Origin of the sequence: Anabaena sp. UHCC 0253, assembly GCF_009712085.1 — a bacterium.
GTDB lineage: Bacteria > Cyanobacteriota > Cyanobacteriia > Cyanobacteriales > Nostocaceae > Dolichospermum.
Map to the genome: position 1 here is coordinate 385,316 of NZ_VILD01000003.1, position 19,395 is coordinate 404,710.

The window sequence follows — 19,395 nt, forward strand, 5'->3', positions numbered from 1 at the left end:
ATGCCAGAAAATTCAAAAATCCACAATTAAAAAGTGTGAAAGATGTAAAACTTTATGCCAAAATTTAAGTAGCTTTAGTATAAGCACGGTGGGAAGCCTTTTGTCTATCCAACTCGATTAATGACTATTACTGCCAATACCCAATTGCCGAACTTAATTCCTCAAAATCTGGAATCTATTACCCTCAGTACGGATGGCTCATCTCCACCTCTAGGAGCAGAGTTGGTATATACCCAAGATGGTTCTGGGCGCTATCTGACTTTTTATTGGCAGCACAGCGAATACTTAGGCTGTGATACCCAGAAAATAGTTGATGAACTCAATGAGAATGATAGCTTTGCTCCAGTAGATAAAGTTGTTTATCTAGAACATTTACACCGGATTTTGAGCAGTTCTGTGCCGGAAAGGGTTAAATGTTGGTTTAAATGCCCAAATATTGAATTATTAGAGTTGGAATTGACAATTACGCCAATTCTGCCACAATGTGGTCAACCGACAACGACGGTCTTGGTAATGGGTAGAGTGTTACCATCGAAAATTAACTCTCAAAATGTGAATCAGGCTATAAAACCGCCGACAGCATTAGAGTTAGCTTTGCGATTGCAGCGACACCAAAAGTTATTAAACAGAATTACCAGAAATATTCGCCGGACTCTAGATTTAGATATTATTTGGCAACAAACAGTTGATAGTTTAGGGAAAACACTTAACCTAGAACGCTGTATTATCTGCCCTTATCAACCTTCTAGTCACAAAGTTCGGATCATTGCTGAGTATCATCAACCAGGACAAAATTCTATTCTTGGCTCAGAAATAGATATATCTTCTGAGCCAGCTTTTGCTCAAGCATTGGCTACTTTAGAACCTGTGGTTATGGCTGTTCCTTGTGATAACCAATCTCTACAGTACAAAGTTCTTGTTGTTGCTACTTGTTATAAAGATAAGGCAAATGGGTTAGCCGCTTTGAGTTTTGTTAATGAGTGCTATCCTTTAACACAAGCAGAATTAGAATTAGCTAAAGAAGTAGCAGATCAGTTAGGAACAGCGATCGCTCATGCTACTTTATATAAAGAACTAGAAGAATCCCGCCAAAAGGCTGAAGACGCATCCCGCTTAAAAAGTGAATTTCTCGCTAACGTCTCTCACGAAATTCGCACTCCCCTCAATGGCATGATTGGCTTCTTAAAGCTAATTTTAGAAGGAATGACAGATGATCCAGAAGAACAACATGAGTTTATTACAGAAGCTCATGAATTGTCTTTGCATCTTTTAAATATCCTCAATGACATTTTGGATATTGCCAAAATTGAAGCTGGTAAAATGGAGTTAGACTGTTCGCCTGTCAACCTCAAAGAACTATTCGATGATGTTGAAAGCTTTACCCGTACTCAAGCTGAGACAAAAAATCTCAGTTTTCAGATGCAAATGCCGGCAATCTCTGATGACATTATTGTTCAAGGCAATTATAAGAGATTATTACAAGTAATGCTGAATTTGGTAGGTAATGCCATTAAATTTACCCATGAAGGTGGTATTACCATTAGTGCCGATTTAATGCTCAAAAAACACCCTGGAATAGTCAAGGTTCGGGTTGCTGATACAGGTATTGGTGTTTCCCTAGACAAACAAGATAAACTATTTCAACTATTCTCTCAGATTGATGGCTCTCGTACTCGCCACTATGGTGGTACAGGCTTAGGATTGACGATATCTCAAAAGCTGATAGAAGCAATGGGTGGTGAAGTCCATTTCTATAGTCTCGGTGAAGGACTTGGTTCAACTGTAACTTTTACTGTGCCACTATATCAACAACCATTGATGGTATGAACAATTGACAATTGATAATTGACAATTGCTGAAATTAGCTCGTTTCGATAGAGTGAATTTCCTGTAAAGTTTGCCATCCTGGTTGCCATTGGGAGTTGTCTTGTAATAATTTAGCATTCAACCAAAAGCGGACTTGAGGATCGCAAGCTGCTACCATTTCCGCATATACCCATTTACCTTGATTTTTGCGGTTAACAACCTGAAAATGTCGCCAACCATCAACTTTTTGCTGTGCAGTCCATTTAGATGCAAGTAAGTAAGGAAATTTTTGTTTTTTAGGCATTTGTCAGTTGTCAGTTGTCATTGGTTAAGAACTTTCTTATCTTCCCTGTTCCCTGTTCCCTGTTCCCTGTTCCCTATTCCCTATTCCCTGTTAAGTTTTATATCAGATATTTTCTAATTTAATAAATATTTACTAATCCAGAAGTAATGCTGATTGTTTGGGAAGTCATGCTTTGGATGATAGCTGCGATCGCTTGTGAAAATCACTTCAATACCGATCTTACTACTTAATCAGAACTCCTCATTAATGTGATCCCAATATCTTGTCTTGATTGCTAACCTAGTGGTAACAAGGCTTTGCTCGTCGCATACACCGTAAAAACATCTAATATCATCAACGGCGCTTATACTCAGTTAATACTATGTAACTAATAGATTTTTATCTATGGCTGATTTTTTTGTCTTTTGAAACTCTTTTTATATAAACAAGGAATAAAAAAACTTAAATCATGATTTTAAAGTCTTTTGAGAATAATTAAAAAGTTTTTAACCCTAAAAGCTTCCATTTTTATTATTAAACTGCCTATATCAGCATTTTTTAGATTCTCACCCCCTTTCCTTTCTCAGAGATTTGCACAATAATGGCACTCACATACCTCACACATCGCCGAATCAAACTAGGTGCAGGCAAATGTTTGAGCTAAGAGTTTGTGAAAAAACTATAAAGAGGGTAACAAAAGTGAAATTAGCAGTTTACGGAAAAGGTGGAATCGGCAAATCTACAACCAGTTGTAATATCTCTGTAGCCCTAGCTAAACGCGGTAAGAAAGTATTACAAATTGGCTGTGATCCTAAGCATGACAGCACCTTTACCCTCACAGGGTTTTTGATTCCCACCATTATTGACACACTGCAAGAAAAAGATTATCACTACGAAGACGTTTGGCCAGAAGATGTAATTTACAAAGGCTACGGCGGTGTTGATTGTGTAGAAGCAGGTGGTCCTCCAGCCGGTGCTGGCTGTGGTGGTTATGTAGTTGGGGAAACAGTCAAATTATTAAAAGAACTTAATGCTTTTGATGAATATGATGTAATTTTATTTGACGTACTTGGTGACGTTGTATGTGGTGGCTTTGCTGCACCGTTAAATTATGCAGATTATTGTCTAATTGTTACAGATAATGGCTTTGATGCCTTATTTGCTGCCAACCGGATTGCCGCTTCCGTCCGTGAAAAAGCCCGGACTCACCCCTTACGTCTAGCCGGCTTAATCGGTAATCGTACCTCCAAGCGTGACTTAATTGATAAATATATAGAAGCCGTACCCATGCCAGTTTTAGAGGTATTGCCTTTGATTGAAGATATCCGCGTTTCCCGCGTCAAAGGCAAAACTTTGTTTGAAATGGCAGAGTCAGATCCTTCCCTGAGCTACGTTTGCGACTATTACCTAAATATTGCTGATCAAATTCTGGCACAACCAGAAGGTGTTGTACCAAACGACACTCCTGATCGTGAACTTTTTTCTCTATTGTCAGATTTTTATCTCAATCCAGTAAAAGTTAAAGCCACAAATGCTGAAGAGGAACTAGACTTGATGATTGTATAAAACATTTTACCTCTCAGGATGGGCATATGGCTTTTTTTGATAGTTTTACCGATTCACTCAAACAAAAGTGGTTGCAATTCTTTCAAGCTAATCGTGAATGGATTACCCTCCAGATGACCGTTGAATCAGTTTATACTCCTGATGGCGGTAAACGACCGTCTTCTTACCTCATCCTGGGAGTAGTCAATGCTCTAGAACCGAAATTAGCCCAGCTAATGTTTCCCTTTGCCAAACTCAATCCAGATGCGGATACTTTAATTGAAGTTCTAGATTTGAATTTTGATCCAGATATTGCCCTGGGTAATAGTATCAGTCCGACCGTAGAACCAGCGATGTATTCCCGTCCGCCAGCTGTGGTAATGGAAGAGGTATCTGAACCTGAAGAGGAATCCTTTCCAGTGACTGATATCAGTATCAATGGTTTGGGAGAAGAGACACAAGAATCTTGGGCTGTAGAGAGCGATGATGACGGCTTTGGGGAAATTTCTTTATCCGATGAAGATATTACCAATGAGTCAGAAGAATCATTAGGTGATTTTGGTGAAGTCTCCTTTGATGCGATGTCTTTAACGGATGAAAGCGATGATCAGGGTTTCAACGCGATCGCTTCAGAAGATGACAATGCTTTTGGAGAAATAGCCGAAAATGCTTTTGGGGAAATTGATGAAAATGCTTTTACTGGGCTGAATTTATCGGCAGAAAATGGATTTGATACTCTAAGTACATCCGAAGAAAGTGGATTTGATGCCCTAAGTACATCTGAAGAAAATGGATTTGATGATGTAGTCTCGGACATCTGGGGTAACGAAAATAACGATTTGTTAATGGAAGAACTGCCATCTGAGGTTTTTGATGAATCAGAAATGGCTCGTCTCTTCCCCAACAATTAATTGTTGAAAGCAGAATTTAGGTGATAGGTGACAGGTGACAGGTGACAGGGAAGAAAGTAGGGGGAAATAAATAACCCAATCACCAACCCTTCGGCTACGCTCAGGGCAAGTCACCAATCACCAATCACCACTCATCTGCTTGACAAGCTAAAAAAATTAAAGGGAGAATATTAATATGACTGTTGCTCAACAGCCAGAAGCTTTAAATTTTGAATGTGAAACCGGAAATTATCACACTTTTTGCCCGATTAGTTGCGTTGCGTGGTTATATCAAAAAATTGAAGATAGCTTCTTTTTGGTAATTGGCACAAAAACCTGTGGTTACTTCCTGCAAAATGCTATGGGAGTGATGATTTTTGCTGAACCCCGCTATGCAATGGCAGAGTTGGAAGAAGGGGATATTTCTGCACAGTTGAATGATTATGAAGAATTAAAACGGTTATGTGAACAAATTAAACGCGATCGCAATCCTAGTGTAATTGTCTGGATTGGTACTTGCACCACCGAAATTATTAAAACCGATTTGGAAGGTTTAGCACCTAAATTAGAAGCTGATTTAGGTATTCCTATTGTTGTCGCCCGTGCCAACGGCCTCGACTACGCATTTACCCAAGGAGAGGACACTGTGTTAGCCGCCATGGCTCATCGTTGTCCTGAAAAGTCTCCTGTGTCGGAAACTGAAAAAGGCGAGCGTAACGCCATTCAGAAGCTGATGAATTTCGGTAAGAAAAAAGAAGACATCGCCCAAGATGAATCTGAGTATGTAGATCATCCGCCTTTGGTACTGTTTGGTTCTTTACCTGACCCAGTAGTTACCCAACTAACCTTAGAACTGAAAAAGCAAGGTATTAAAGTTTCTGGTTGGCTACCTGCAAAACGGTTTACAGAATTACCTGTGATCGAAGAAGGGTATTATGTTGCTGGTGTTAATCCTTTTCTGAGCCGCACTGCTACAACCCTAATGCGTCGCCGTAAGTGTAAACTCATAGGCGCACCTTTCCCCATTGGTCCCGACGGAACTCGCGCTTGGATTGAAAAAATCTGTTCTGTGTTTGGGATTACTCCCAAGGGTTTAGATGAACGGGAAGCACAAATTTGGGCTGGTGTGGAAGATTATGTGAAATTAATTCGCGGTAAATCGGTGTTTTTAATGGGTGATAACCTGTTGGAAATTTCTATGGCGCGGTTTTTAATTCGCTGCGGTATGACTGTTCAGGAAATCGGGATTCCTTACATGGATAAACGCTATCAAGCTGCTGAGTTGGCTTTGTTAGAAAAGACTTGTCGGGAAATGAATTCACCTCTACCAACGATTGTAGAAAAGCCTGATAATTACAATCAACTTCAACGGATTTATGAGTTGAAACCTGATTTGGTTATTACTGGTATGGCTCATGCTAATCCTTTGGAAGCACGGGGTATTAATACTAAGTGGTCTGTGGAGTTTACTTTTGCTCAAATTCACGGTTTTGGTAATGCGCGTGATGTTTTGGAGTTGGTAACTCGTCCTTTAAGAAGGAATAATAATTTGAAGGATTTGGGTTGGGATAAGTTGGTGAGAGAAGAAGCGAAGATTTAAGTTTTTTCGGCAATTTTAAGGGCGGACTTTTTAGTTCGTCCTTTTTTATGAAATAACGAACCGCAGAGGACGCAGAGGAAAAGAAGAAGGATATTATAATTTTGGTAAGTTGAAAGTAAGGAGTAAAATTTATGAGAATGTGGTCTTATTTGGTTGTTTCTGTAATTTTATTCGGTGGTGTTAATGCTGTAATTCCACCTGCGAAAGCTGAGGAAGTTTGTAAAGTGACTGACCCTACAGGTACTCCTTTGAATGTAAGAGATGTACCCAATGGTCGAATTATAAATCAATTGAAAAATGGCAAGGAAGTTTATATTATTGAAATAATTTATGATAATAAAAGAAGACCTTGGGCAAAAATATCTGGTTATCATAATGGCAAATATAGAGTTTGGGGTTGGGTATTTAGAGAATTTGTTAGTTGCTACAATCGCTAATTATATAAGATTAGGACTTACGCATTGACAGGATCAACCAAATATGAGGTATGGGTTTCGGGCATTCTAACGTGATTTTTTGATGCTTTTTGAGCGATCGCTTTTGAGCGGAAGTTAATCACCAGAAGCCTGAAACGACGGATTTTCGTTCATGCACATCATAGTCAATTTGTACAGTGCGTAAGTCCTAAAGATTATCAATAACGACTATTTTTAACACCAACCTTGTATCTTAGAGGTATGTTAGAGGAAGTGGTGGACTGCTCCCAACGCTTGAGTAGGTGTGACTGTTTGAGCAAAGGTCAAATAAGTCGGAAAATGTTGGTTGAGCCATGTTAAGTCTATATTGCGATACTGTCATATCAGTATATGCCTATATAGTTTGTGAGTGATTGTTTTGCTAAAAAAAAGGAGAATTAAACTCCCTTGTAATTAAAAATTTATAAAATTTAGTCAAGAATTTTGTATCAATTTTCCAGCCAAAATAAGCTTTTAAGATGGGGATATTGCCTGACTTTAGGCAAGAATTAGGCAATCCCTAAAATACGAAATGGTGAAAGCTAATGGGTGAGGAGGGAATCGAACCCGCAACCAATTGATTAAGAGTCAACTGCTCTACCGTTGAGCTACTCACCCGCTGATAAAGCCATGATATCAGACTTTTGACGTTGGCGCTAGTGTTGCAGTTAAAAAACTGGGTGTAGAGGAAATTGCATGGTAAAACTAATTTGACTATTAGCACTGGCAACATGAATTAATCCATTTAAGCGATGCACCATGGTCTTGACTAGTATTAATTCTAAACCCGTGTTCTGTGCTTGCCAAGAAGAATGTTTGGGGATACGGTAAAATGGCTGAAAAACTTGTGATAGTTCATGATGGGGAATCTCCACACCGGAAATACTAATTTTTAATTCTACTGTCTCTGCATTCAGATGAGCGGACACTGTGATTGATTTACCCGCGGGTGTGCATTGACAAGCTTGGTTAAGTAACAAGGTAATAATTTTTTCTAAATCGGTGATATCTGTGGATAAATCTGGAATTTCTGATTGGATATCCAGGTGTAAATACTGTTGTTGACAACTGGTAACATCTCGAAAAGATTCAACAATGGGAAATAACCAAGTGGGGAAGTCAATAGTAATTAAAGTAGGTGGTTCAGGATGGGTTTTGAGATATGCAAAGGTGAGAAGATCGTTAAGTAATTTGTTTTCTCTACCACATTCATTATGAAGAATTTGTAATAATTGGGGGACTATTTCTGGATCTAAAATTCCTGTTGGTGTCATGAGACTTTCTAATGTTTGAGCCGCAAGACTAATATTAGTAATAGGTGTCCGTAATTCTTGGGAAAGGTGTTTAAGAAATTCGTGTTTATGACGTTCTTGTTTTTCTATCTCCTTAATCTGGGCTTTGGTTTGGGCTTGTAGTTGAGATTGACGAATAGCGATCGCACATTCATTCGCTATTTGTCGTAAACAAGATATTTCTAATTCTCCAAATTTTGTCTCTGTCTGTCGAGTTAACCAAATATTACCCAAAATTCCTTGATCATCAAAAATTGGACAAGCTAATTGACTCATCATCTGTAAACTAGAATAATATCCTGGCATAATTTCCACCGATTGCCAGATTTGTTTTTGAAATAAAGATTGATAAACCTGCGGAAAGTCAGCAATTTCTCTAGTTAACCCTTGAGAAGTTGGTAAACTAGAACTGTATTCATAAGTAACTGTCGTGGAAGTTAGAGATGGATTATAAAGTTCAATTTGACAACTATTAAGTTGGAATAAATCAGCTAGTTCCTGAGTCACAAGTGGTAATAATTTCTTAGCATCTAGACTATCCCGGATTTTTTCCAAAATACGTTGCAGTAATACTTGAAACTTCAGATTTTTCTGTAAATTATTTTTGTATTCTTGTCTTTCTGACTCTATTTGTATTTGTAATTTTTGGATCTGCTGTTGTAATTGTGTTTGCTGGGTAGCCATGCCAAATTGCATAGATATACATTGGAGAATGTCAATTTCTTGCTGTTGCCATTGCCGAGTTCCTCGACAATGTTGAGTTATTAATAAACCCCATAAATCTTGTTTTAATAAAATAGGGATAACGAGATTTGCTCGCACTTCTATTGATGCTAAAAAATCTCGTTGACAAGGATGTAACCCTGTGGAATTAATATCTTCTATAATGTGAACAGAACCCTGTTGATAATATTCTTGATATTCTTGATCAAAGCAGGTATTATTCATATTTTGCCCTAAAAGGGAAATACCAGCAGTAATAGTTGATTCGGCTATAAATATACCTGTATTATCAGTCTCAAAGCGATAGATAAGTACGCGATCGCAATCGAGGAAATTTCGGACTTCCTTAACTGTCTTTTGAAGAATTGTTGCTATATCTTGACTTTGGCGAATCCGATGAGAAATTGATTCTAGTAACCGATAGCCTTCCGTTTCTATCCTCAGAAATTGTTGATGATTATGACTTTGTTCATATTCTTCTATCTTACGGAATATGGATGGAGATGGTGATTGTGTCCATTCTGGGATGGATTCAATTTGATTTAGATTCATGCAACAGATTAAGAAACAGGTAATGGATAATTGGTGATTGGGGAAGAGGTAATTGGAAAGAATATATTACTCATTACTGATCTTCCCATCTGCCTATTACCTATCCCCTAACTCAAAACTGACGTTAGTATGGGTGAGCATACCAAATATTGTGTATTGCTGATAACAACCCTTGTGACGGTTTGTGAACAGGTACTTTAAGTTACAGCTAATTCCATACCATCATTTTACTACATTGTTCAAAATTAATCCTAAATCTTTATGAATCTGCATATCATCCGAGACATAAAAAGCCTATACTACAAATATTTATTTCCCAAATCATCAACCCATAACTTGGGAAAATGATAATTTAAAGAATTTTCCGATCTAATTTATGAATATCTCAAAACCTCAACCCAGGATTTTATGGGTACAAGTTTGGGTTTTAGCAGGGGTGCAAGGGGCAATTACCCTAACTTGGTTAGTTTATAATCTATATTTACCCCAACTTTTAACTCAATTTGGATTTCCTGCATCCTTAGCAATTGGTTTATTGGTGTTAGAAAATGCCCTGAGTGTGGTATTAGAACCACTTATGGGGGGACTTTCAGATCAAGCTATTCGCTGGGTAGGAAGTCGTTTTCCCTTCATTTCCGCAGGTGTAATATTAGCATCAACCTTATTTATTGTTATCCCCTGCATTGTTACTTTCATTCCCCCAACAGAAGTAATTAGAGGAATTTTACCATTAACTTTGGTAGCTTGGGCATTAGCAATGACAATTTTTCGTTCTCCAGCAATATCCTTATTAGGCAGATATGCTATCCCCAAAGAGTTACCAAAAGCCGCCAGTTTTCTAACTTTAGCTGGGGGAATAATTGGGGCTTTTCGGGGAATTGCGAATACATTTATTTTAAGTTTAAGTCCTATTTTTGCTTTTTCTATAGCTTCCTTTGTACTTTTAGCTGCTGCTTTTACCTTACGGTTTTTTCATCCTCCCGAAATCCCTGAAAATCCAGACAAATTAGCAATACCAAAAATATCAATTACCAAATTATCTTTAATTTTAGGAACAGGTTTTAGTGTAGCTTGGGGTTCTCGACTACTCATGGATACTATTAGTAAAACACTCAAAACCCAATTACAGACAAATGATATTAGTGTAATCATGTTAGGCATTGGCTTAATTATAGCTTTTGCTGCCTTACCTGCGGGATTTTTCGCTGTCAAAATTGGGAATCGTCAAGCAATATTAATCGGTATTTGTGCAACTATTTTGTCCATAATATTCATGTTAAATCTAGGCGCACATTTCCTAATTATATTATTGACAGCAGCCGGATTTAGCTTAATTATAAACGGGGCAATTCCCTTTATTTTAGAATTAATGCCTCAACGGTGGGTAGGTTTAGGAATTGGGATGTATTTTGGGGGATTTTCCTTAGCTATGAGTCTATTTGTCTTTGTATTTCCACCAACAATCACATCTGTAGTAGCTGGAATTAGCAGTATATTGGCATTTTTGCTGGCTAGTGTGTGTATTATAATAAGTGGGAAATATAGCAATCTTAAATTGAGTTAAAAACAAATTTTTTGCCTGTTCCCTGTTCCCTGTTCCCTGTTCCCTTCATAAGTAATCATGACTAACAATACAGATTTTCGCATTGAAAAAGACTCAATGGGCGATCGCCAAATTGCCAATAACGTTTATTATGGTATTCAAACCCAAAGGGCTATCGAAAATTTCCCCATTAGCGGTATTAAACCTTTACCAACTTATATAGATGCTTGTTTATATATTAAAAAAGCCACCGCTATTGTGAATGGAGAATTGGATTGTATACCCGGAAATATCAGCACAGCCATCATTCAAGCAACTGATGAAATCTTAGCAGGTAAATTACGGGATCAATTTGTCGTTGATGTTTATCAAGCCGGTGCGGGAACTTCACACCACATGAATATTAACGAAGTTCTCGCAAATCGCGCTTTAGAAATTCTCGGTGATCAAAAAGGTAATTACAAAGTCGTTAGTCCCAACGATCATGTAAACTACGGACAGTCTACCAATGATGTCATCCCTACAGCTATCCGCATTGGTGGATTATTGGCACTTTCTCGCACTTTGCACCCAGCCTTAGAACAGGCCATTTCCGCCTTAGCAGCCAAAGCCACAGAATTTCAAGATATCGTCAAATCTGGGAGAACCCACCTCCAAGACGCTGTACCAGTGCGATTAGGTGATAATTTCGCTGCTTGGGCGCAAATTCTCTCAGAACATCAAAACCGGCTTTACATTGCTTCAGGGGATTTGATGGTATTGGGTTTAGGTGGTAGTGCTGCGGGAACAGGAATGAATACCCACCCGGAATATCGTCAAAGAGTTGTAGATATCCTCTCGCAATTATTGGAATTTCCCCTAGAACCTGCACCCCATTTAATGGCTGCTATGCAAAGTATGGGGGCTTTTGTGAATGTTTCCGGGGCTTTGCGGAATTTAGCCCAGGATTTAGTCAAAATATCTCATGATTTGCGATTAATGGATTCAGGACCCAAAACCGGATTTAAGGAAATTCAACTTCCTCCTGTACAACCTGGTTCTTCAATTATGCCCGGAAAATATAATCCAGTTATGGCAGAGATGACATCAATGGTATGTTTTCAGGTAATGGGATATGATAATGCGATCGCTTTTGCTGCTCAAGCGGGACAATTAGAATTAAATGTGATGATGCCCCTCATTGCCTATAATTTAATTCACAGCATTGAGATTTTAGGTAATACAATTTCGGCTTTAACTACAAGCTGTATTCAAGGAATTACTGCTAACAAAGAAAGATGTTTAGCCTATGCTGAAGGCAGTTTAGCATTAGTCACCGCCTTAAATCCTCACATTGGTTATTTGAATGCTGCGGCTGTGGCTAAAGAATCTTTAGAAACTGGTAAATCTCTACGGCAAATAGTTCTTGAAAAAGGTTTAATGACAGAAGCAGAATTAGCCACTGTGCTAGATTTAGATCAAATGAGTGCGATCGTGCCTTTAACATAAATACAAGGTCCTCGACTTCTGAAGGAATTCGGGGATCTGAAAGGATTACTATATAATTAGAACACTCTCACTAGGTCAGAGTCATGAAAAGAATTACTAATTTAAAACAACTTTACGAAATTGATGATTCTCAATGGCTAGAAGAAACTATAAAATTACTTAAAGAACACCAATTTCAAGAATTAGATTTAGAGAATTTAATTGAGGAGTTAGAGGATTTGGGAAGAAGAGATAAAAATGCTGTAGTCAGCCTTTTAGAACAGATTATCCGTCATTTATTACTACTTCAATATTGGACAAGTGAATCCGAGAATAATTCAGTTCATTGGCAAGGAGAAATTTATACTTTTAGAACTCAATTAAATCGAAGAATTACAACTAATCTTCGCAATTATTTAGCATCAGAATTAGATTCTATTTACAAAGATGCGTTAGGATTTGTGAAAATTAAAACTCAAAACTCTGTGAATTTTCCCCCAGAATGCCCTTACTCTCTTGAGCAATTACTGGATATCGAATGGTTTTTCCATTAAATTTCCTTTATATTATTATATAATAACGCAATTATTCCCCATGCAAATACAACAACCATCTGTTAGTCTAATTCGGGCTAAATCCTACGAACAAGACGCTTTAAAAGAATCCTTGGAAACGCTGCTAGAACCTTTAGGAGGCATGGCTGCTTTTGTCAAACCAGGCGATCGCGTTTTACTCAAACCTAACCTCCTTACAGGTTCTCGTCCTACTAAAGAATGTACCACTCGTCCAGAATTAGTTCGTGCTGTTGCCGAAATGGTAATTGCAGTTGGTGGAAACCCATTTTTAGGAGATAGTCCCGCTTTTGGAAGTGCTAAAGGTGTGGCAATAGCTAATGGTTTATTACCAATTTTAGAAGAACTAAAATTACCACTTGTGGAATTTCACGGTAAACGTTATCAAACTGTCAACGACAATTTTAATCATCTGCTTTTATCGAAAGAAGCAATGGAAGCAGACGTGATTATTAATCTTCCCAAAGTTAAATCTCATATGCAATTGACTCTAACTTTGGGCGTAAAAAATCTCTTTGGTTGTGTTCCTGGAAAAATGAAAGCTTGGTGGCACATGGAAGCAGGTAAAGATGCTGACAAATTTGGAGAAATGTTGGTAGAAACTGCCAGAGCAATTAATCCAACTTTAACAATTTTAGATGGAATTATTGGTCATGAAGGTAATGGACCAAGTGGGGGAGAACCTCGGAATTTAGAAATTTTAGCAGCTTCTACAAATGTATTTGCTTTAGATAGAGCAATGTTAGAGGTTCTCCAAGTTGCACCTGCACAAGTTCCTACTGTTGCAGCTTCTCAAAGATTAGGAATATGTCCAGAATTAAGTGATATCAATTTTCCTAATTTATCACCTGATTTACTACAAATTAACGATTGGCAATTACCTGAAAAGTTAATGCCTATAGATTTTGCCATGCCTCGTGTCATTAAGTCTACTTTTAGGCATCTTTACATCCGATTTATCAAAGAACCAATGAGTGCTTATATTAAGTAATTGGGGATTGGGTAATTTTCTTCTTCCTGACTCCTGTAAGGGCGTATCCCTAACGGGGGCTGAAAGCATCAGCATTCGGAAAATAAATTTGGGAAAAAACCGATAAATTATCGCCCGAATGCTTCGCCCCTACGAATCAAACTAAAGGTAATAAAATTTCAATATCAGTGCCAATATTTAATTGAGAACGAAAATGAAATTTTCCGCCATGTTTAGAGGTGATAATTCGATAACTCATCCCTAAACTGGTTTCTTTGTCAGCCATTTTTTCTGAAGAAAAAGATTCTAAAATTCGCTTTTGTAATTCTGGAGATATTCCTGGTCCGTTGTCAGTAATGCGAATAGAAACCCAACGAGAATCAGGTGCGTGGGAATTGGTAGCTGGTTGAGAAACTACTTGGGTTGTAATCTCAATTCTGGATTTTTGCTGGGGATTTAAACTATGAGAATTATATTGATTAGATGATAAAGAGGTATTTAGTAAAACATTGACGGTTTGACTTAATATATTTATAAATACCTGATTTAATTGACTCATAAAACAGTAGACTGGTGGCAGATTACCATAATTTTTAATAATCTCTATTTCTCCTTTAATGCGAGTATTAATTAACAAAATTGTACTATCTAAACAAGCGTGTAAGTCTACAGGTTTCGGATGAACTTCGTCAATATGACAGAAATTTTGTAAACTAGTAACTAGCTTTTTTAATCTTTCTGCACCACTGCGAATGCTATTTAATGTACTTGATAAATCTTGTTCTAGAAAATCAAATTCTATTTCCGATTTGAGTGTATTTATTTCTGTAGAACTATGAGTTAAGTTTTGATCATAGGCATTGATGAGTTTCAATAAATCCTGAGTATAGCTAGTCACATAAGTTAAATTACCCCAAATAAAACTTACAGGATCAAGAATTTCATGAACGACTCCATCTACTAAGCGTCCTAAGTTCGCCATTTTATCATTTTGAATCATTTTAGCTTGACTGCTTTCGTAGCGTATTTGATTCGCTATAGTTTGAATTTGCCAAGCAGCGAAATTTAATGCTTCTATAGCTAATAATTTATAGGTATTATCTGCTGTTTGCACAACAATTGGTTCAGCTAAAAGTTCAGGCGATCGCTGTAAACTATGTTGCATAGCTGTTAATATAGGTGTTGTCTCCGGTAATAGTAAAATTTCTACCCGTGCATAACTATAAATAACCCTTAAAGATTCTTTAAAAAATATCTCTTGCCCATAAGGACGAATTAAAAATTCTAATAGTCTTCTTCTAGATATCATCCCTATATAGCGACCATGTTCTAGTAAGATTACTCCTGGTAGTAACGGATATTGATCCAAAAATTTTGCAAATTCTTGGACAATACAACCAATCTCCACCTCAAAAGTGTACATTGGTAGTTCTTGGAGATTGGATTCTAAATTAAGAGCATGATTGCTCCCGACAGACAACAATAGTGATGAAATTTGAGAATTTAACTCTTGTGACACCAGAAACACCAAAAAAATATATAAGCAGTTATTAATGCTTTCAAGCTTCCTCAAAAATCAGGAATTTAAAAATAACTGCATCAATCATTAATTTTATAACCTATGTAGTCCTCTTACCTAAGTTATAAATTTACAGGTGGAAGGTAAGAAGCAAGAGATTTTCTCACAAATCATTGAGGATTGTTATAATTCCCTAACTATAATGAGGTTAAATTTTAGCAATCCCATGAATCATGAATGATCCCCATTTAGATAGAATGTCGAATTATCCCTCTCAGGTCTAAAGATACGCTCGTTTCCCACTTACCGCGAGGTCTTATGACAAAACAAAACCCTAAAACTCAGAACCGCTGTTGACTGCAACGCCCATGAATCAACTGAACAATGGTTTTACAATATTTCTCAGTCTACTAGTTGAGGCGATGCCCTTTTTGCTGCTGGGTGTATTTTTATCTAGTGTGCTACTACTCTTTATTGATGAACGCAAATTGATTGAGAAAATGCCCAGACATCCCCTATTGGGTGCTTTATGTGGCAGCATGATCGGTTTTTTGTTTCCAGTTTGTGAGTGCGGTAATGTGCCTGTAGCCAGGCGGTTATTGATGCAGGGAGTACCCACACCGGTTGCAATCGGCTTTTTATTAGCAGCACCGACAATTAACCCAATTGTAATTTGGTCAACTTGGTCTGCATTCCGCGATCAGCCAGAAATAGTAGTGTTAAGAATAGTATTTTCTCTGATTATTGCTACAACTATTGGTTTTATCTTCAGTTTTCAATCAGACTTAGTGCCTTTTCTGCAACCAGCGATCGCTCGCTATCTCAAGTTTAACCCCCCCGTCCAGCCGAAAACACAACGCCAGGGAAGACAATCTCAACTACAACCCCAAACTACTACATCCAGTTTATTGCAATCAGGAACGTATATACTCGGTGGCAAAGCAGGCTCGCCAAAACGCATAGATGATAGTTATGATGAATTAGCAGCAATTTCTAATGTCGGTAAGCCATTACCAGAGAAACTCCGTTCCCTTTTAGATAACATCATTCAAGAATTGCGGGAATTAGGAGGAGTAATGGTCATAGGCAGCGCCATAGCCGCCGCTATTCAAGTTTTAGCTCCTAGAGAACTAATTCTCAGTCTTGGTGCAGGACCGATCACTTCAATTTTAGCCATGCTAGTATTAGCAACAGTCGTATCAATATGCTCTACAGTTGATGCCTTTTTTGCCCTATCCTTTGCTTCAAGCTTTACCAGTGGGTCATTATTAGCATTTCTAGTATTTGGACCCATGATTGATATTAAAGGCATTGGTTTGATGTTATCAATTTTCAAACCGAAAGCCCTCATCTATCTTTTTATCTTGGCCGGGCAATTGACATTCTTATTCACCTTAATCATGAATCTGCACGTGATCTAAATATTGATGCCCACCCATTTTTAGCAGGAGTCGTAGGCGCGAAGCATTCGGAAAATAGCCTTGGACAAAAATTGATAATTAGTCGTCCGAATGCCTCGCCCGTACAGGAGTCAAAAATAAAACTGGTTTTGTATATAGGTTGCAATCTAGATTTTGTACCTCATTGATCTGCAATCTGCTGTATATATCAAGATTTCTCTCTTTAGATTTTTGGTTTACTTGCTTATTGCATTAGTGAAATGTGGGGTGTGGGGTATAGGGTTTAAATCCTCGTAAAGTGGGAATATAGGAAAGTCATTGGTGATAGACAATAAATATTCTATCTTTCACCAATCACCCTTCACCTGTCACCAATCACCCGTCACCTGTGATACTTAAATAACTTCAATGCTAAATTCCCAAACTAAACCCCCAAATAAATTTATTCCTTGGCTAGACGTGGTAGCTATTACAGCTTGGGGTATTCTAATGCTGAAATACTGGCTGACAGGTAAACTCTACTTGTTGATTCACCCTGATTTCTTTTGGTTAGTAATTTTAGCGGGAATAGCTTTATTAATTATCGGTTTTTCCAAGGGGTTACAACTGTTGAAACACCGTCGCCGTCCGGAAATACCTAATGCTTCCCACATGAGTTTATTTCCTCCTGGTTGGGGCAGTTTTCTACTACTGACAACTGCAATTTTAGGATTAATGATTACACCTCGTGTCTTTGCTAGTGAAAAAGCACTAGAACGGGGAATTACAGAATTAACTGGTACAAGTCGCGCCCAACCCCAAGCATTTCGGGCGACAATGCGGCCAGAGGAGCGATCGCTCGTAGACTGGGTAAGAACACTTAACGTCTATCCTGAACCAGACGCATACACAGGACAAAAAGTAAAAGTGCAGGGATTTGTGATTCATCCCCCTAATGTTGGTGAAGAATATATATTGTTAGCCCGATTTGTCCTCAGTTGTTGTGCCGCAGATGCCTATCCTGTAGGATTACCAGTCCAAATACCTGAATCACGTCAACAGTACCCACAGGATACGTGGTTAGAAATAGAAGGACAAATGACAACACAAACCGTAGCCGAAAAACGCCAACTGACAATCAAAGCTAACACCCTCAAAAAAATTCCTCAACCTCAAAATCCTTACAGTTATTAGTCAGTAATCAACTGGCAACTAACATACATGAGCAAATCCTCTAAATTTATTCAACCATTAGATCGGGTGGCGATCGCCTTCATGCTCCTCATCAGCGTGCTAATCGGGGTGATCATTTGGCAAGGTGATGCAGTCAAACCGATTGTCCGCACCTTTACCTGGGAAAATCAACAAATCGGCGCAGATGATCTCTCCTTCTCCCTCACCTTTAGTCGGCCAATGGAGTACAAAAGCATCGAGGAGAATTTAACAATCAATCCCCCTCTAGCTGGTAAATTCAGTTGGGCAGGAAGAAGAATGGTGTATACACTCCTCACACCAGCCCCTTACGGCACAAATTACCAAGTTAAACTAGAAAAAGGTCGAGATAAATACTCCCAAGCAGAAGGACAAAACCGGGTGATGCAGCCTTTTACAGGTAGCTTTACCACCCGCAACCGCGTCATTCTTTATATTGGTGCTAGTCCAGAAGTCCAAGGGCAGTTGGTACTTTATAACTTAACCCAAGAACAAAAAAAAGTTCTTACCCCTAAAGACTTAATTGTTATGGATTTTGAACCATTCCCAAATGGTGAAAAAATAGTATTCTCTGCTCGTTCTTCTAACAATCCTGACCTCCTTTCAGCCCAACTATATACTGTCACCACAGGTATCAAGAGTCAAGTTGGTGAAGAAACAGAAGTAGCAGGTAAAGTAGACCTGATTTTAGATAACAAAGAATATCAAAACCTCAAATTTGACCTCTCAGCCGATGGCCAAACCATTGTTATTCAAAGAGGTAAACGAGATAATCCTGGTGACTTTGCTCTATGGTACTTAGCAACCAGCAATGATATTTCTGCCGAAAAACCGACCCCCAAACGCTTACAAGGCCAACCAGGTGGAGATTTTCTGATTACACCCGATAGCAAAGCCGTAGCTGTGTCTCAAGGTCAAGGAACAGCAATTGTCTCTCTAGAAGGTGATAGCAGCAAACCTCTAGATTTTCTCCCCCAATTTGGCTTAGTCCAAGCCTTTTCTAAAGACGGTTCACAAGCAGCAATGGTCAAATTTAATACTGACTATACGCGAGATTTGTTTTTAGTCACCAACCAAGGCGTACAAAAACAATTATTAAAGACTACAGGCTCAATCCTCAGTTGTCAGTTTGATCCAGCTTCCCCTACCGTCTATTGCTTAATCACACAACTTCTTTCTAAAGAACAATTTGTAGAACAACCTTATTTAGTCTCTATTGACTTGAAAACAGGAACGCAAAAACCACTGCTACTCTTACCTCCTGCTCAACGCAATGTCCAAACCAGTTTAGCACCCGACGGTTTAGGCTTCTTATTCGACCAAGTAGTTCCCATTGCTAATAACATGACACAATTACCAGCAAACACTTTAAAAACTGATGATGGTGAACCGATTTCTACTAGTAGTCTCTGGTTGATGCCCTTGCTACCGATCGCTGATAGTACAAATATTGACATTAAACCAGAGCAACTCCCTTTAGTCGGCTTTCATCCCCAGTGGCTACCCTAATTAATTGACAATTGACAATTGATAATTGACAATTAATTAGGGTTTGCTGAATGAATACACTAATTAATTGACAATGTG

The 19,395-nt window shown here is 38.2% G+C and carries 15 protein-coding genes and 1 tRNA gene; 12 read left to right on the plus strand and 4 right to left on the minus strand.

Features of this window, described 5'->3' with window-relative positions:
* The first annotated feature begins 120 nt into the window (after positions 1-120).
* Positions 121-1,827: an ATP-binding protein gene (locus FJR38_RS10020; protein ID WP_168498882.1), complete on the plus strand. Its 1,707-nt coding sequence runs from the start codon at positions 121-123 to the stop codon at positions 1,825-1,827.
* Between the two features lie 34 nt (positions 1,828-1,861).
* Here the strand turns inward: FJR38_RS10020 and FJR38_RS10025 are convergent, their stop codons facing one another.
* Positions 1,862-2,110, minus strand: a complete 249-nt coding sequence (locus FJR38_RS10025; RefSeq protein ID WP_168498884.1) for a TIGR02450 family Trp-rich protein — start codon at positions 2,108-2,110, stop codon at positions 1,862-1,864.
* A gap of 678 nt (positions 2,111-2,788) precedes the next feature.
* On the opposite strand from FJR38_RS10025, the gene bchL reads away from it, so the two are divergent.
* The 4 genes from bchL (at position 2,789) to FJR38_RS10045 (ending at position 6,561) form a co-directional block, all read left to right on the plus strand.
* Positions 2,789-3,655: a ferredoxin:protochlorophyllide reductase (ATP-dependent) iron-sulfur ATP-binding protein gene (gene bchL, locus FJR38_RS10030; RefSeq protein ID WP_168508042.1), complete on the plus strand. Its 867-nt coding sequence runs from the start codon at positions 2,789-2,791 to the stop codon at positions 3,653-3,655.
* 26 nt (positions 3,656-3,681) lie between these two features.
* Positions 3,682-4,545 carry a DUF5331 domain-containing protein gene (locus FJR38_RS10035; RefSeq protein ID WP_168536787.1) on the plus strand — a complete coding sequence of 288 codons (864 nt, stop codon included), beginning with the start codon at positions 3,682-3,684 and terminating at the stop codon, positions 4,543-4,545.
* A 175-nt stretch (positions 4,546-4,720) separates the two neighbouring features.
* A complete protein-coding gene (locus FJR38_RS10040) occupies positions 4,721-6,124 on the plus strand; it encodes a ferredoxin:protochlorophyllide reductase (ATP-dependent) subunit N (protein ID WP_168536789.1) in 1,404 nt (467 codons plus the stop codon).
* Positions 6,125-6,255: 131 nt separating this feature from the next.
* Complete coding sequence (locus FJR38_RS10045) at positions 6,256-6,561, plus strand: SH3 domain-containing protein (RefSeq protein ID WP_168498892.1); 306 nt, start codon at positions 6,256-6,258, stop codon at positions 6,559-6,561.
* A gap of 564 nt (positions 6,562-7,125) precedes the next feature.
* On the opposite strand, the gene FJR38_RS10050 is transcribed toward FJR38_RS10045, so the two are convergent.
* Positions 7,126-7,197: transfer RNA gene (locus FJR38_RS10050), tRNA-Lys, on the minus strand.
* A gap of 50 nt (positions 7,198-7,247) precedes the next feature.
* Positions 7,248-9,146: a GAF domain-containing protein gene (locus FJR38_RS10055; RefSeq protein WP_168498020.1), complete on the minus strand. Its 1,899-nt coding sequence runs from the start codon at positions 9,144-9,146 to the stop codon at positions 7,248-7,250.
* Positions 9,147-9,522: 376 nt separating this feature from the next.
* On the opposite strand from FJR38_RS10055, the gene FJR38_RS10060 reads away from it, so the two are divergent.
* The 4 genes from FJR38_RS10060 (at position 9,523) to FJR38_RS10075 (ending at position 13,719) form a co-directional block, all read left to right on the plus strand.
* Complete coding sequence (locus FJR38_RS10060) at positions 9,523-10,710, plus strand: SLC45 family MFS transporter (RefSeq protein ID WP_168498021.1); 1,188 nt, start codon at positions 9,523-9,525, stop codon at positions 10,708-10,710.
* 57 nt (positions 10,711-10,767) lie between these two features.
* Positions 10,768-12,177, plus strand: a complete 1,410-nt coding sequence (locus FJR38_RS10065) for an aspartate ammonia-lyase (protein ID WP_168536791.1) — start codon at positions 10,768-10,770, stop codon at positions 12,175-12,177.
* An 83-nt stretch (positions 12,178-12,260) separates the two neighbouring features.
* Entirely contained in the window at positions 12,261-12,710 is a 450-nt protein-coding gene (locus tag FJR38_RS10070; protein ID WP_168498025.1) for a DUF29 domain-containing protein, read from the plus strand.
* 40 nt (positions 12,711-12,750) lie between these two features.
* Positions 12,751-13,719, plus strand: coding sequence for a DUF362 domain-containing protein (locus tag FJR38_RS10075; protein WP_168498027.1), 969 nt, complete (start codon positions 12,751-12,753; stop codon positions 13,717-13,719).
* 136 nt (positions 13,720-13,855) lie between these two features.
* Here FJR38_RS10075 and FJR38_RS10080 read toward each other — a convergent pair whose 3' ends face one another.
* Positions 13,856-15,217 carry an ATP-binding protein gene (locus tag FJR38_RS10080; RefSeq protein ID WP_168536793.1) on the minus strand — a complete coding sequence of 454 codons (1,362 nt, stop codon included), beginning with the start codon at positions 15,215-15,217 and terminating at the stop codon, positions 13,856-13,858.
* A 368-nt stretch (positions 15,218-15,585) separates the two neighbouring features.
* Between FJR38_RS10080 and FJR38_RS10085 the strand changes: the two genes are divergently transcribed.
* From FJR38_RS10085 to FJR38_RS10095, 3 genes are all read left to right on the plus strand, one after another.
* On the plus strand, positions 15,586-16,638 hold the full coding sequence (locus FJR38_RS10085) for a permease (protein WP_168536795.1): 1,053 nt from the start codon (positions 15,586-15,588) through the stop codon (positions 16,636-16,638).
* Positions 16,639-17,025: 387 nt separating this feature from the next.
* Positions 17,026-17,790 (plus strand): TIGR03943 family protein, encoded by a 765-nt coding sequence (locus FJR38_RS10090; protein WP_168498033.1) that lies wholly within the window; start codon positions 17,026-17,028, stop codon positions 17,788-17,790.
* Between the two features lie 27 nt (positions 17,791-17,817).
* Positions 17,818-19,317: an Ig-like domain-containing protein gene (locus FJR38_RS10095; RefSeq protein WP_168498036.1), complete on the plus strand. Its 1,500-nt coding sequence runs from the start codon at positions 17,818-17,820 to the stop codon at positions 19,315-19,317.
* Positions 19,318-19,395: the final 78 nt, after the last annotated feature.

Bases quoted from the DNA above. Each gene is read 5' to 3' on its own strand.
- FJR38_RS10020 (WP_168498882.1), top strand. From the start codon at position 121: ATGACTATTACTGCCAATACCCAATTGCCGAACTTAATTCCTCAAAAT.
- FJR38_RS10095 (WP_168498036.1), top strand. From the start codon at position 17,818: ATGAGCAAATCCTCTAAATTTATTCAACCATTAGATCGGGTGGCGATC.
- FJR38_RS10025 (WP_168498884.1), bottom strand. From the start codon at position 2,110: ATGCCTAAAAAACAAAAATTTCCTTACTTACTTGCATCTAAATGGACT.
- FJR38_RS10040 (WP_168536789.1), top strand. From the start codon at position 4,721: ATGACTGTTGCTCAACAGCCAGAAGCTTTAAATTTTGAATGTGAAACC.
- FJR38_RS10055 (WP_168498020.1), bottom strand. From the start codon at position 9,146: ATGAATCTAAATCAAATTGAATCCATCCCAGAATGGACACAATCACCA.
- FJR38_RS10070 (WP_168498025.1), top strand. From the start codon at position 12,261: ATGAAAAGAATTACTAATTTAAAACAACTTTACGAAATTGATGATTCT.
- FJR38_RS10085 (WP_168536795.1), top strand. From the start codon at position 15,586: ATGAATCAACTGAACAATGGTTTTACAATATTTCTCAGTCTACTAGTT.
- FJR38_RS10075 (WP_168498027.1), top strand. From the start codon at position 12,751: ATGCAAATACAACAACCATCTGTTAGTCTAATTCGGGCTAAATCCTAC.
- FJR38_RS10090 (WP_168498033.1), top strand. From the start codon at position 17,026: ATGCTAAATTCCCAAACTAAACCCCCAAATAAATTTATTCCTTGGCTA.
- FJR38_RS10065 (WP_168536791.1), top strand. From the start codon at position 10,768: ATGACTAACAATACAGATTTTCGCATTGAAAAAGACTCAATGGGCGAT.
- FJR38_RS10035 (WP_168536787.1), top strand. From the start codon at position 3,682: ATGGCTTTTTTTGATAGTTTTACCGATTCACTCAAACAAAAGTGGTTG.
- FJR38_RS10045 (WP_168498892.1), top strand. From the start codon at position 6,256: ATGAGAATGTGGTCTTATTTGGTTGTTTCTGTAATTTTATTCGGTGGT.
- FJR38_RS10060 (WP_168498021.1), top strand. From the start codon at position 9,523: ATGAATATCTCAAAACCTCAACCCAGGATTTTATGGGTACAAGTTTGG.